Consider the following 13,410-nt stretch of genomic DNA (forward strand, 5'->3'; position numbering starts at 1 on the left):
ACATTACTTTAATTATTGCTTTTATGTTGCTCATTATGTTCGCTTTAAAAAAGTTAGTTGGTAGCTTGCTTATGCCACTCCCTTTGCTTGGTCTTTTTACACTTCTCGCTTTGTTTTCAGCATTCAAAGGCCGCAAATTTTCTCTAGTAATTGCATGTTTAGGTCTTTCAACATTGTTGGCAATAAGTACACCGTTTGTTGCTAACCTGATTTTAAAAAACAACGAGCCAGCAACTCTTTCTTTTCACCCATCAAAACATCCAGAATTAGACAAGATTGTTGTGCTGGGCTGCGATATAAATCCCAGTCCTGCATTAAGTGCCAATAATCAATTAGGTAATTGCGCACTTACCCGTCTGGTTGAAGGGGTCAAATTGGCCAAACACTACCCAAAATCGCAGCTTATTGTTTCTGGCGGCGGTTATGAGAATATTACTAACAGCAGTTTAATGTATCAAACTGCCATTGACTTAGGCATCGATAAAAATAGGCTTATACAAAATCCATATGCCATGGACACAGCACAAGAAGCTGCGCTGCTTGCGCCAAAATTAGTTGATTTTAAAGTAGCGTTAGTAACTTCGGTATTGCATATGCCCAGAGCCCAAAATTTGTTTTCAGTACAAGGTGTAACAAGCATTCCTGCAGCAACTGACTTTCACAATTTTGCCGCGTTTCCTCTTCATAAACAGTTTGTTCCAAATGCTCAAGTATTACTAGCTGTAACGCAATACTGCCATGAAATGATAGGAACTGCGTGGATAGCAGTACGTCGATGGTTAGACCCTGAAGCACTTTAAATACCGTGCTATCGGGCAGCTTTTAACGCGAAAGTTTGACTGGCTTGCGCTTAATGTGTGCCGTTTGAGAGAAGCAAACTCAAATATCAATACAGTAATTATGTGAGTAACGTCTTAGCTAGATTTATTTTCAAACACTAACGTTATTTCACTTTTGCAGTGCTTACTAATGAGTGTTTAGTCCAAAGCCGATAAAATACGACTAAAAACACGCCTAGCAGCAATATACTCAGCGCAGTTAAGTTCTCTACACCTAAAGACTCAAAAGCTGCTCCAAAAGTATACCCTCCACCGACTAAAATAGTGACCCATAAAAAAGCTGAACAGGCATTTAAGGTGCTAAATAGGCGCCAAGATATGTTGGTTAACCCTATCGGGTGTGCCCCTATTGTGCGCAAACCTTTGGGGTATCGGTATAAAAATATGTAAGCCAGGCCATAACGATTTGCGAGCGCGCTTGCTGTTTTAAATAGCTGACCTATTTTGTTTGGTTTTTCTAGCCATGAAGTACCGTAGGCTCTTGCTAGGGCAAACCGTATTTCATCACCCACGTAGCCGCCCATAAAAGTAGCTACAATAACTAAATTAATATCAAGCGCACCTGTGTGAGCAGCGTAGCCTGCAAATAAAGGCAGCCAGCCACTTTTCAATGCACAATAGCCAAAGAGTAACAGATAAACAAATAAGCCGTACTGCTCGAGTAGAGCCAAAACCCCTTCCATTATTATCCTTATAAAGTCATTTTTTATAAAACCAGTGATATATAACGAATTGGGTAATTTAAAAGATCGTTATTAGGAGTAAAACAGCTTAACTTATAACAGAGCCATTTAATTGGCCGATGTTCAAATAACGTATGTGTAAAGCCGAAACAGCGTCGAGGCTCTACTCACACCAGTTTTAAAAAAATAGATAGAGTTTGCTAGAACAGCACTAGCAAACTATTGAACCATTCTTGTTTTAGTTTACACAGGGTTATCAATATCAATAAAACTCACTTCAAAACCGTACTCCTTGGCAAGCAGCTCACCCAGTGCTTTGATACCGTAGCGCTCAGTTGCATGATGCCCTGCTGCAAAAAAATCAATATTTTGTTCTCGTGAACTATGAATAGTTTGCTCTGACGCTTCACCTGTTAAATATGCATCAATACCTTGCTCAGCAGCTAAATCAATATAACCTTGGCCACCACCAGTACACAGCGCAATGGTGTGTATTTTACTTGTGCGAACTAAGCTAGTCAGTGGTGCTCGGTTAAGCACCTTAGCTATTTTAGCTGCAAATTCATCTCCGTTGAGTGGTGTTTTAAGGTATCCTTTCATTGCAACACTGTTAGCCACAGGTTCAAGGCCTGTTTGTATTTCAATATCTAATAATTTTGCAAGTTGCGCGTTATTACCAATCTCTGGGTGAATATCTAAAGGAAGATGATACGCAAATAAATTAATGTCGTTAGCCAATAAAGCGCCTATTCTTCGCTTTTTCATTCCGGTAATAGGCTGAGACTCACCTTTCCAAAAATAACCATGATGAACCAAAACAGCGTCTGCTTGTTCATCAATTGCAGCGTCAATTAAAGCTTGGCTTGCTGTCACTCCGGTAACAATTTTTTTAATTTCATTTTTACCCTCGACTTGTAGCCCATTTGGGCAAAAATCTTTAATACTATGAGGCTTTAAAATATCATTTAATAACTGGTTAAATTCTTGACGTTGCATATGTGTAACCTTACTTTGCACTGAATTTTGTGCAAATTTTGGCGTTTATTGCTTAAAAATGGAAGGAAAATCGCAAAAAATTGAAAAACTGATTCAAAATAGGTATAAATACCTTCTCTTTATCTGTGTTCACAACGTATAGGGTCTCTGATGAGCAAACTAGACAAAACAGAAGTACTATCTGCCTTTGAAGCAGCGTATGAAGCTGCCAATGGTAAAAAACCTGAAATTACAACTAAACCAGGCTGGTACAGCATCGATGGCGGAAAAAACTTACGCCTAGCTGACGTAGCTGAGCTAACTAAAGAATTAAGCAGTGGTAAAGCCACACCGACAGCTGCTGACAAAGCGCCCGCTAAAAAAACTAAAACCAAAAAAGCTGCGCCTGTTACTGCTCAGAAAAAAGCGCCGTTCACTGTTGTTACACAAAGTGAAGAAGGTTACACCGCTGAAGAATTGTGGATTGTAATCCTAGCGCGTAAAGATCATGACTGTCGCCTACCGCGCGGTGTTGTTTAATCAACATTAATGATTTTAAAAGAAACCGCGTTAAGCGGTTTTTTTATGCCTGCTCTTTGCAATACTAATTTCGCTTAATTAAATGATCTATTTTGAGGCTGAAAAAACGTGTTAATAGCAACGAGAAATTTGCTATTCACTTGCTTTAAATGAGAATTTTCACGCAGGTAATGACACGCTTAGCACCGCAAAATGATAAAGTATTATTACAGATTGGTATAATCCATAAAATAAAAAAGCGGCATTAAAGCCGCTTTTCAACAAAGTTAATTTGAGTTGTTACTTTTCAAAATAAAGCGGTTGGCGTGCTTTTTTACCGACTTCATTCATCGTTTCTGCATTAAATAAACGACCATTAATCATTGTATACTCGACTTTATCAGAGCTGCGAATATCAATTAGCGGATCGCCATCAATTACCATTAAGTCAGCCAGTTTACCTACTTCAAGTGAACCTATGTCTTTATTCAGGCCTAAATATTTAGCTGGATCGAGTGTTGATGCGCGTATGGCCTCAAGAGGCGTCATACCTCCTTGGGCAAACATCCACATCTCCCAGTGTGCACCTAACCCTTCACGTTGGCCGTGAGCACCCAAGTTAACTAATACACCTAAGTCTTGTAGCTCAGCCGACACACGTGCGTTGTTAAAATGATTGTAGTGGTGATCGGGTGCTTTAACACGACGCATAGAACGCGGTAACAGCTGATTTTTAGGTACAAATTTACTTAAACGTGGATGGTTCCACACGTCAGTTTTATCATACCAATAGTTTTCACCCCATATGCCACCATAGGCAACAACAAGCGTTGGTGTATAGCCCACATCACTTTGCGACCATAGTTGTTTAATATCATCGTATATGTTTTCTACAGGAATTGAATGTTCAATACCTGTGTGTCCATCAACAACCATACTCAAATTGTGCTGTAATAACGAGCCGCCTTCTGGCACGACCATCATTTCAAGTTCACGGCCTGCTTCAACTACTTGTTGTCGCTGCTCACGACGGGGTTGATTGTATGATTTAACACTAAACGCACCTACTTTCTTTAAACGTTCTAAGTGAAATTTAGCATCTTCTAAAGAATCAATATGCGAGGTATAACCCGGCATATTCGCCCCATACAAAATAGTACCCGTAGAAAAAATACGCGGACCAACAATCATCCCTGCTTTTTGCATTTCACTGGCAGTAAATATTTCAGTGGTGTCGTTTGAAGGGTCGTGAATAGTGGTAACACCTAAGGCTAAACCTGCAAAGTTCTTCCAGTTTTGCTGAGGAATTATCTCACTGCTACCTTGAGAACCATGAGCATGGGCATCAACAATACCCGGCATAATAGTTTTGCCAGTAACATCAACTACTTCAGCATCTTTAGGTATGTTTATCTCAGAGGCTGAGCCTACGGCTTTTATATGCTTGCCATCAGTAATTATTACACCATTTTCAATGACTTTGTCACCATCCATAGTAATAATTTTACCGCCAGTTAAAGCGAACATGCCTTTTGGCTTATTCATTTTTTTACTAAAACCGATGTTTTCGCCACTCTTTACTTTAAAATCAGCATCGCTTTTACTGTTAATCGCAAACACACCATTTAAACTCGCATGGTAAAGCTCAGGGCCTAATGACCAATAAAGTTTGCTGCTATCGGTACTCCAGCTAATACTTTCACCAGCACGAACAGATAACTGCTCTATCGGGAATTTACTGTCTTTAGGCCCAATATTTATAGCTTTTCCGCTTTCAACTAATGGGGTTACATACACTTTAAATCGCTCAGCAAAAGCGAGGTATTGCCCATCTGGCGACACTCTAAATTCAGTGGCATGCTCAGATTCATAAAGTTTTGATACTTTTTTACTTTCTAACTCAACAACACTTAACGAAGGCTTTGGCCATGGGCTCATTAAATAAACACGCTCATTATTAGCTCCAAATTGTGGTTGGTATCCACTTTTTGAAATTAATTCACTTTTGCCCCCTTTTGCGCTAACACTGTAAACACCCGGGTTTAATGACCATTTAGGATTTAAAATACTGCCACCGCTGGCTTTGCGATAAACAACCTTATTACCATTAGGGCTAAACGTTGGCTCTAGATACTTGCCAGGCTCTTGTGTAATCGTGTCGCCTCGACCACTGCGAGAAGATACAACACGAACTTGGCCTTGCTTTTCATCGTTCCACGTGGTGTAAACTATTTTTTTACCATCGCGAGAATACTGCGGAAATAATTCGAAATGATCCGTTTGTTTTGTTAAGCGCTTAATTTTTCCAGATTCTAAATCGCGTTTATAAATATAACCTAACGCTTCGAAAATAGCGGTCTCACCGTCGGGGCTTACTTGTACATTACGCAGCATTTTTACGTCAAATTCATCAGTGTCTAAATTTTGAGTAAAACGAAGTGCTGGTTGAATTTTTTTAGTGGTTTCTACTTTAAATGCAATTGGGCTGACTGATTTGTTTGTCACGTCAATGGATTGAATTTTACCGCCTGCCCAAAATACCAATTCTTTATTATCGGGTGTCCAGGCAATGGTTGGATAAACACCGTGAATTGCCCATGTTTCTTGCATATCGCGCTCGAGCTTATTGTAAAGCTGAGTATGCTCACCTGTAGTTAAATCATAAAGATACAAACTAGTTTGAAAGTCGTCCCGCTTAATATAAGCAAGCGTTTTTCCGTCAGGTGACGGGGTTGGTCTAATTGCGCCGCCCATACCGTCAATAATTGTTTCTATTTCACCTGCTTCTCGGTCATAGCGTTTAATTTTATAAATACCCGCTACAGAATCTTTTGAATAGTGAAATGTTTTACCCGGTGTAGCATCATGAGAAAAATACACATAACGCCCATCAGGTGAAAACATTGGCTCACCTAAGTCTTTTTGATCGTTCTCGCGCTTAGTGAGTTGAATGCCTTTACCACCCGCTTTATGGTATAGCCATACTTCACCAGCACCGAGAGAACGACTTGCCGTAAAGTGTTTACGGGCAACTAAAAAATCACCATCGGGGCTCCATGCTGGGCTGTTTAATAGTCTAAACGTTTCGTTAGTTACTGCACTTTGGTTTTCACCGTTTAAATCCATAACCCAAATATTGTCGCCGCCACCTTGATCTGAAGTAAACGCAATGTGTTTACCGTCGGGACTAAAGCGAGGCTGCATTTGCCATGCTATATCTGAAGTTAATTGTTTAGCAGTACCGCCACTCATTGGCATTGTGTATATATCACCAAGTAAATCAAACACAATGGTTTTTCCATCTGGGCTGATATCAATATTCATCCATGTGCCTTGCTCTACGCTAATTTTAGCGTCAACAAATTGCCCTTTAGGAGAATCTACTTGCCATTTTTTTTCATCTTTTTTATCGGTCGATTCAGCATGTACTTGCCCAAGGGCTAATGACACTGACAAAGCCAACGCCGTATGCAGCAATTTCTTCATAACTTTCTCACTTATTATTGTTGCTGTGTGTTTTAACCGATTGCAACAAAAACAACCAAAAGTTACCAGCGTTATTTGATAAAGCGCAGTTTATTACGTTTAATGCCAAGAAATAGGATCAAATTGGTAGTAGTTAACCAGCAGTCTATAAATTTCTGGATCGTAGCGTCGCAACTCTGCGGGTTTTTCGATAAAAGTTTCGGTGATCACAGCAAAAAATTCGGCCTCGTTTGTGGCGCCATAGCTATGAATAACATGAGGCATGCTATACGCTACATGACTTTTTAACTGCGTAAAGGCACGACTAAATACTCTGCCCCACTCTTTATAATCAGCCGAGCTTTTTAAAAGTGGCGTACCGGTTGTTTTACCTGTTTCCTGATCTAACTGATGAGCGAATTCATGAAACACTAAGTTGTGCCCATCACTGGGTAAACGGCTTCCTTCAAGTACATCATGCCAGCTTAATACTAGCGTACCTCCTGGCCAAGATTCACCTTGCCTCACCGTATTATGATAGCTAACTAAACCGGCACTATCACGCGTGGTTTGTGGTGCGTAGTAAGCACTTGGGTACAATAATATTTCTTTTACATTGGTATAAAGTGGCCACGGCTTATTGAGCACGAGCACACAGGCATCAGCAGCTACAATAAGTTTCATCGCAGGTGTGAGTTTTAATCCATCGCAGCCAACAAAACGTTTTTCATTTAAAAACCAAACAATATGTCGCTCAAGTTTGGCTCTGTCAGCATCGGTCATTTTTCGGTAGATAGGCATACAGCGCAGTAAAATATCTTTTTGCTGAGAGCTTAAACCCATACGTTGATACTTATTGCGCCAAAGGTAGGCTTGAATAGAAGGCCATTGCCAAAATATCACCACAAACAACACCAAAACGCTAATTAACAATCCATTTATCATGGCAACACCTTAAGCCTGCTTATGTTTCTATAAATAGGTCCAATGCTATGGGTTTTCAACAGACATAATAAATTTAACGATTCTTAGCGCTTATATTACCAACCCTAAAGACACTTAAAACTATCAATTTCAGTTTGTAATATTTTAATAAAGCGAGCGACGTGCAGGCCGTCCATTAGAGAATGATGCACATCAATAGCAAGTGGCATCGTGCCACTGTGTTTATTGTACTGGCCAAATACAAACTTAGGGATCCCTAAACTTTGCCCTTCGCTAAATGCATGTGAAAAAGCGCTAAAATTTAGCCAAGGTAAAACAGATATATGAATTAAATCAGCCTGCCCTTCTGTGTTTGCAAATGCGTCGCTAAATAGCGGGTTTGACTTAGCTTGTTTGCTTACTTTTTCGCTATGGGCTGAAAACTCTTTAAAAGAGTCCATGTAGTCAAAGTAACTAAATATAAAACACTCTTCCTCATCAAGCTCTACAACACTTGCGCGAGTGCTCGTAAGTAACCAGGGTGTTTGTTTAATAATGCGCAACATTATCGGTTCGTACGCATGGCATGCTTTTAATGTGCAATAAACATAAGCCTGAAAAAATGAAATGCGCTGCGCTTTACAATAGCTAAAGAGTGTTTTTGCATCTAGTTGAACACACACATTAAAGTAAGGCTGGGTGAAGTTTTTGAATAACTCAAAGTGTTGTTTACGAGGCCAGCTATCAAGGTCTATAGGCTGCATATTCGAAGTTAACGTCATTATACGTACCACACTTAATTAAAAATAAAGTGTACCGTTGTTTCATAAAAATAGCATTAATAACAAAAAGAAGGACGCAGTTGCGTCCCTCTTTTTTTGCAGGATTAAATTTAAAGTCCTTTTTCTATAATTTCTTGAGCAAGTTCATCTGCTATTAAATGCGTCGACTTTTGCTCTTTTTCGCTGCGTGCAAAAATCTCTGTTAGTGTATTAAAAATACCCTCAACGTGTTTATTAGAAGCCTCAACAGTATAACCTTCTGGCGCAGTTTCGTAATAAACATTAATAATACCACCTGCGTTTATAACGTAATCTGGCGCATACAAAATGCCTTTTTCACGTATAATTTCACCATGACGAGATTGGGCTAACTGATTATTAGCACAACCAGCAATAATGGTTGCTTTAATACGCGGTATAGTATCATCGTTTATGGTTGCGCCTAATGCACAGGGCGCATAAACGTCTACGTCTAGGTCATAAATGTCATCAATACCAACAGCTGTTGCGCCAAAATCGTTAACAACACGATCAATTGCAACCTGATTTATATCGGTTACAAACAACTGCGCCCCTGCATTGGCTAAGTGCTTACACAAACCATAAGCAACAGCCCCTAAACCTTGTACTGCTACTTTTATACCCGAGAAATCTTGGTGACCGCGTTGATGCTGTAGCGCAGCTTTAATACCTAAAAAAGTGCCGTATGCAGTAAAGGGAGATGGATTTCCGCTTTTGCCTTCAAGACCAAGTACGTAATTTGTTTCTTTGTTCATTAAAGCAACGTCGGCACACGTAATATTGACGTCTTCTGCTGAGTAATAACTACCGTTTAAACGCTCTAATTGGCGACCAAAAGCACGAAAAAGTTGTTCTGATTTAATTTCTTTGGCGTTACCAATAATTACAGATTTCCCCCCACCAAAAGGAAGTCGCGCCACTGCATTTTTGTATGTCATGCCTTGTGATAAGCGCAAAACATCATAAACTGCATCTTCATCTTCAGCGTAATCCCACATTCTACATCCACCAACGGCAGGACCCAACTTGGTACTATGCACAGCAATAATTGCTTTTAAACCTGACTCTTTGTCCGAACAAAAAACTACTTGTTCATGATTATCAAATTCAACTTGATTAAACACAGCCACTAAAAATACTCCGAAAAATTGACCCGTGAGAGGGTGTACGCGCTGGAAATTGTGGAGACTTTATCACTTCAAGATAGTGTTCGCCACATGTCAAGATGATAAAGCTAACAAACACCAAGTGCTTAAATTAAATAGTTAAAATATAACAAATTAACAAATAAAAAATTCAAAATAAATTATAAAACCACACGTTAAAACTAAAAAAACACTACACCCTACCCTTTACGTTTACGTTCGCGTCATCACGAATTTATTCGTAAAGTTTTTAATACACCCATTATTAACACGTAAACTATTGTTATACATTGCTTTTAATTTAGCTAAACAGTTAACGCACAACTGGTAAGATCTGTTTTTAGTCATTACCTGTTGATTTAAAATAAAAAAGCGAGCACATGGCTCGCTTTGTAAACTATGATAACAACTACTTTAATTTGCTATCCAGTTCGGCAATTTTAGCTTTCCAAATTGCTGGACCTTGCGTATGCGCATTTGCACCTTCGCTATCTACAGCAACCGTGACCGGCATATCTTCTACTTCAAACTCGTAAATAGCTTCCATACCTAAATCTTCAAACGCAACTACACGCGCTTTTTTAATTGCTTTGGAAACTAAGTACGCTGCACCACCTACTGCCATAAGGTAAACTGATTTATGCTCCTTGATTGATTCAACCGTTGCAGGACCGCGCTCAGCTTTACCAATCATGCCAACAATGCCGGTTTTTTCTAGCATCATATCTGTAAATTTATCCATACGTGTTGCTGTAGTTGGGCCAGCAGGGCCTACTGCTTCGTCACCCACAGCGTCAACTGGGCCTACGTAGTAGATAAATTTATTATCAAAATCTACACCTTCAGGTAAACCTTCACCTGAATTGATCATATCTTGCAAGCGTTTGTGTGCTGCATCTCGGCCCGTTAAAATAGTACCTGACAGCAAAACGGTTTCGCCCATTTTCCACTCTTGAACATCATCTTTCGTCAGCGTATCTAAATTAACACGACGTGTGCCTTCGCCTACTTCAAACGTGACTTCAGGCCAATCTTCAAGCTTTGGCGCTTTTAAGTCAGCAGGACCCGACCCATCTAAAGTAAAGTGCACATGACGCGTTGCCGCACAGTTAGGGATCATAACCACTGGTTTTGATGCAGCATGCGTTGGTGCGGTTTTAATTTTTATGTCAACAACCGTTGTTAAACCACCTAAACCTTGTGCACCAATACCGAGTTTATTTGCACGTTCAAATATTTCTAGGCGCAGCTTTTCTTCTGTCGTTTCTGCTCCACGCTCCATAAGCTCGTGGATATCAACAGGATCCATCAATGACTCTTTAGCCATTACGGCTGCTTTTTCTGCTGTGCCACCAATACCTATACCCAGCATGCCTGGCGGGCACCAACCAGCACCCATTGTAGGCAATGTTTTTTCAACCCATGCGGCTACATCGTCTGATGGATTCAGCATAACCATTTTACTTTTGTTTTCAGAGCCACCGCCTTTTGCTGCAACCATGACCTCTACTTCGCCACCAGCAACCAAGTCGATGTGAACAACTGAAGGTGTATTATCTTTGGTGTTTTTACGAGTACCAGCAGGATCTGCAACAATAGAAGCACGAAGCGGGTTATCTGGATTCAAATACGCACGACGAGTACCTTCATCAACCATTTGTTGAACTGTTAAGTCTGTTTTATCCCACTTAACATCCATACCCACCTTTACAAAACACGTAATAATACCTGTATCTTGACAAAGCGGACGCTTGCCTTCAGCCGACATGCGCGAGTTGATTAAAATTTGGGCAATGGCATCTTTAGCAGCTTTGCTTTGTTCTTTGTTATAAGCTTTTTCTAAGGCTTGAACAAAATCAAGTGGGTGGTAGAACGAAATATATTGCAATGCATCTTCAATGCTATCAATAAAGTCTTGCTGACGGATTGTACTCATAATGGTTCCTTAAGTTAGCTTTACGCTTAAGCGTAATCTATACCAAACCGGTGACGGCGGTTTGTACTGTTTTAATTACAACGTTGATTTTATACTAAACGCTGCCAAAAAAATTTGACTTATGATACCCTCCCAGCCCGTTTGGAGCCAGTTCTTATAGGGGTAGTAAATGCTAAACAATAAAAATAATTGTGTAAAATTATCAATAACACAAAACTGTATTGATGTATTTTCGCATTTTTCTCATCTGCCTCATGCCATACTGCTCGATTCAGCTGATAGCGACCATGTAAATAGTCGCTATGACATAATTGCTATAGAACCTGCTCAATTGCTTGAAGTGAGCGACAACAAAACGTTCTTCAATGGTGAACCAAGTGAGCTAACCTGCTTTGAAATAATGAATATCCATTTGCGCACACTGAGTGCCACAAAAGCTCCTTTTGATTTGCCGTTTAACGGCGGCTGGCTAGGTTATTTTGGCTACGACTTGGGTCGTACAATTGAAAAAATGCCAACCATAGCAGAGCAAGATATAAACTTACCGCAAATGGCCGTAGGCCTTTATTTAGATGCCCTTATTTTTGATAGACAGCAAAATACTTGGTTTTATGTTTCACAACCTGATGTTGAGAGACTCTCGCTTTACGAACACTATCTAGCATCGACTCCTAATGATGCAAAGTTTGAGTTAACGTCTGATTGGCTTTCTAATATGAGCCAAGCCCAATACGCCAAAAAGTTTGCAGTAATTGAAGACTATTTAAAAAGCGGTGATTGCTATCAAATTAATTTAGCGCAGCGCTTTAAAGCCCAATATAGCGGTAACCCTTGGTCAGCGTATGTTAAATTGCGCGAGGCTAATAAAGCGCCTTTTTCAAGCTTTATTAATCATCCTGCAGGCGCTATTTTGTCTATTTCGCCTGAACGTTTTATATCAATTCAAGACAATATTGTAGAAACTAAACCAATAAAAGGGACACTTGCACGTAAAGCAGACGCTCGCGAAGATAATGCACAAGCGTTAAAACTTGCAAAATCACCCAAAGACCGCGCAGAAAACGTGATGATTGTAGATTTACTTCGTAACGACTTAGGTAAAGTTGCCAAACCTGGCAGTGTAAAAGTGCCTTCTTTATTTGCAATTGAAAGTTTTCCGGCCGTGCATCATTTAGTAAGTACAGTAACCGCCGAACTTGATATGAATAAAACAGCCGTTGATCAACTCGAAGCCGCTTTTCCTGGGGGATCCATTACAGGGGCACCCAAAATACGCGCTATGGAAATTATAGAGGAGCTAGAACCCCACCAACGCAGTGTTTACTGTGGCTCTATTGGTTACTTAAGTGCCTGCGGTAATATGGATACCAGTATTACTATTCGTACCTTAGTTTGTTATGAGCAGCATATATACTGTTGGGCAGGCGGCGGAATCGTGGCTGATTCTAAAGTCGAATTGGAATACCAAGAGACATACGATAAAGTAAATAAAATTCTACCTTTATTAGAGAGTTGGTGATCTTGAATAGCGACTTCATTAAAACACGTTTTCAATTAAGCCCAACAGCTGCGCCAAATCAAATAAAAGATGCTCGAAATAAACGTGCCAGTGCTGTTATGCTGCCTATTATTGATGTAGCCGGGCATGCACATATTTTACTGTGTAAGCGCCCTACCTATCTACATCATCACCCAGGTGAGATTTGCTTACCCGGTGGTAAGTTTGAAGCGAATGACAAAACTCTTCGCACAACGGCACTACGTGAATTGAAAGAAGAATTAAACATTGCGCAAAAAGATGTCAATATCCTTGGCAATTTACCAGAGTACGCTACTTTGACTGGGTTTAGTATTCGTCCCTACGTATGTGTTTTGAATAAAAATACGCAGTGGATAAACGATCATAATGAAGTGCAAGCCAGCTTTTTACTTTCTGTAGGTGAGTTAAGTAATGAAGCTAACTGGCAACCTTTGCCATTTCAACGTTTTGGTAAAGAAATTATCCTGCAAGGATTTGTTACCCCCCACGGGTTACTATGGGGAGCAACCGCTAGCATTATAAAAAACTTTACAAAACAACTCGCCTTACCAGTTTAAATCTTCGTTAATAATAGTTACATG

The 13,410-nt window shown here is 39.9% G+C and carries 11 protein-coding genes; 4 read left to right on the forward strand and 7 right to left on the reverse strand.

What is annotated here, in order from left to right:
- Positions 1–35: 35 nt before the first annotated feature.
- Positions 36–800 (forward strand): YdcF family protein, encoded by a 765-nt coding sequence (locus CWB62_RS03590; RefSeq protein WP_249310811.1) that lies wholly within the window; start codon positions 36–38, stop codon positions 798–800.
- A 143-nt stretch (positions 801–943) separates the two neighbouring features.
- On the opposite strand, the gene CWB62_RS03595 is transcribed toward CWB62_RS03590, so the two are convergent.
- The gene (locus CWB62_RS03595) at positions 944–1,522 is read right to left on the reverse strand and encodes a DedA family protein (RefSeq protein WP_138530869.1); all 579 of its coding nucleotides are present in this window, start codon (positions 1,520–1,522) and stop codon (positions 944–946) included.
- A gap of 243 nt (positions 1,523–1,765) precedes the next feature.
- Positions 1,766–2,518 (reverse strand): Nif3-like dinuclear metal center hexameric protein, encoded by a 753-nt coding sequence (locus CWB62_RS03600; RefSeq protein ID WP_138530866.1) that lies wholly within the window; start codon positions 2,516–2,518, stop codon positions 1,766–1,768.
- Between the two features lie 150 nt (positions 2,519–2,668).
- On the opposite strand from CWB62_RS03600, the gene CWB62_RS03605 reads away from it, so the two are divergent.
- Positions 2,669–3,037: a hypothetical protein gene (locus tag CWB62_RS03605; RefSeq protein ID WP_138530864.1), complete on the forward strand. Its 369-nt coding sequence runs from the start codon at positions 2,669–2,671 to the stop codon at positions 3,035–3,037.
- A 279-nt stretch (positions 3,038–3,316) separates the two neighbouring features.
- Here the strand turns inward: CWB62_RS03605 and CWB62_RS03610 are convergent, their stop codons facing one another.
- The 5 genes from CWB62_RS03610 to CWB62_RS03630 form a co-directional block, all read right to left on the reverse strand.
- The gene (locus CWB62_RS03610) at positions 3,317–6,502 is read right to left on the reverse strand and encodes an amidohydrolase family protein (protein WP_138530862.1); all 3,186 of its coding nucleotides are present in this window, start codon (positions 6,500–6,502) and stop codon (positions 3,317–3,319) included.
- Between the two features lie 99 nt (positions 6,503–6,601).
- A complete protein-coding gene (locus CWB62_RS03615; RefSeq protein ID WP_138530860.1) occupies positions 6,602–7,426 on the reverse strand; it encodes a M90 family metallopeptidase in 825 nt (274 codons plus the stop codon).
- A gap of 104 nt (positions 7,427–7,530) precedes the next feature.
- Complete coding sequence (locus CWB62_RS03620; RefSeq protein ID WP_138530875.1) at positions 7,531–8,169, reverse strand: CatA-like O-acetyltransferase; 639 nt, start codon at positions 8,167–8,169, stop codon at positions 7,531–7,533.
- A gap of 128 nt (positions 8,170–8,297) precedes the next feature.
- Positions 8,298–9,338, reverse strand: coding sequence for a Leu/Phe/Val dehydrogenase (locus tag CWB62_RS03625; RefSeq protein WP_138530858.1), 1,041 nt, complete (start codon positions 9,336–9,338; stop codon positions 8,298–8,300).
- 424 nt (positions 9,339–9,762) lie between these two features.
- Complete coding sequence (locus tag CWB62_RS03630) at positions 9,763–11,289, reverse strand: fumarate hydratase (protein ID WP_006792366.1); 1,527 nt, start codon at positions 11,287–11,289, stop codon at positions 9,763–9,765.
- A gap of 169 nt (positions 11,290–11,458) precedes the next feature.
- Here CWB62_RS03630 and pabB point away from each other — a divergent pair, with 169 nt between their 5' ends.
- Positions 11,459–12,808 carry an aminodeoxychorismate synthase component I gene (gene pabB / locus CWB62_RS03635; RefSeq protein ID WP_138530856.1) on the forward strand — a complete coding sequence of 450 codons (1,350 nt, stop codon included), beginning with the start codon at positions 11,459–11,461 and terminating at the stop codon, positions 12,806–12,808.
- Between the two features lie 2 nt (positions 12,809–12,810).
- Complete coding sequence (locus CWB62_RS03640) at positions 12,811–13,386, forward strand: NUDIX hydrolase (RefSeq protein WP_138530873.1); 576 nt, start codon at positions 12,811–12,813, stop codon at positions 13,384–13,386.
- Positions 13,387–13,410 lie beyond the last annotated feature (24 nt).

The sequence above is a fragment of the Pseudoalteromonas sp. S408 genome (assembly GCF_005886645.1).
GTDB lineage: Bacteria > Pseudomonadota > Gammaproteobacteria > Enterobacterales > Alteromonadaceae > Pseudoalteromonas.

Bases quoted from the DNA above. Each gene is read 5' to 3' on its own strand.
- CWB62_RS03590 (WP_249310811.1), top strand. From the start codon at position 36: ATGTTCGCTTTAAAAAAGTTAGTTGGTAGCTTGCTTATGCCACTCCCT.
- CWB62_RS03595 (WP_138530869.1), bottom strand. From the start codon at position 1,522: ATGGAAGGGGTTTTGGCTCTACTCGAGCAGTACGGCTTATTTGTTTAT.
- CWB62_RS03600 (WP_138530866.1), bottom strand. From the start codon at position 2,518: ATGCAACGTCAAGAATTTAACCAGTTATTAAATGATATTTTAAAGCCT.
- CWB62_RS03605 (WP_138530864.1), top strand. From the start codon at position 2,669: ATGAGCAAACTAGACAAAACAGAAGTACTATCTGCCTTTGAAGCAGCG.
- CWB62_RS03610 (WP_138530862.1), bottom strand. From the start codon at position 6,502: ATGAAGAAATTGCTGCATACGGCGTTGGCTTTGTCAGTGTCATTAGCC.
- CWB62_RS03615 (WP_138530860.1), bottom strand. From the start codon at position 7,426: ATGATAAATGGATTGTTAATTAGCGTTTTGGTGTTGTTTGTGGTGATA.
- CWB62_RS03620 (WP_138530875.1), bottom strand. From the start codon at position 8,169: ATGCAGCCTATAGACCTTGATAGCTGGCCTCGTAAACAACACTTTGAG.
- CWB62_RS03630 (WP_006792366.1), bottom strand. From the start codon at position 11,289: ATGAGTACAATCCGTCAGCAAGACTTTATTGATAGCATTGAAGATGCA.
- pabB (WP_138530856.1), top strand. From the start codon at position 11,459: ATGCTAAACAATAAAAATAATTGTGTAAAATTATCAATAACACAAAAC.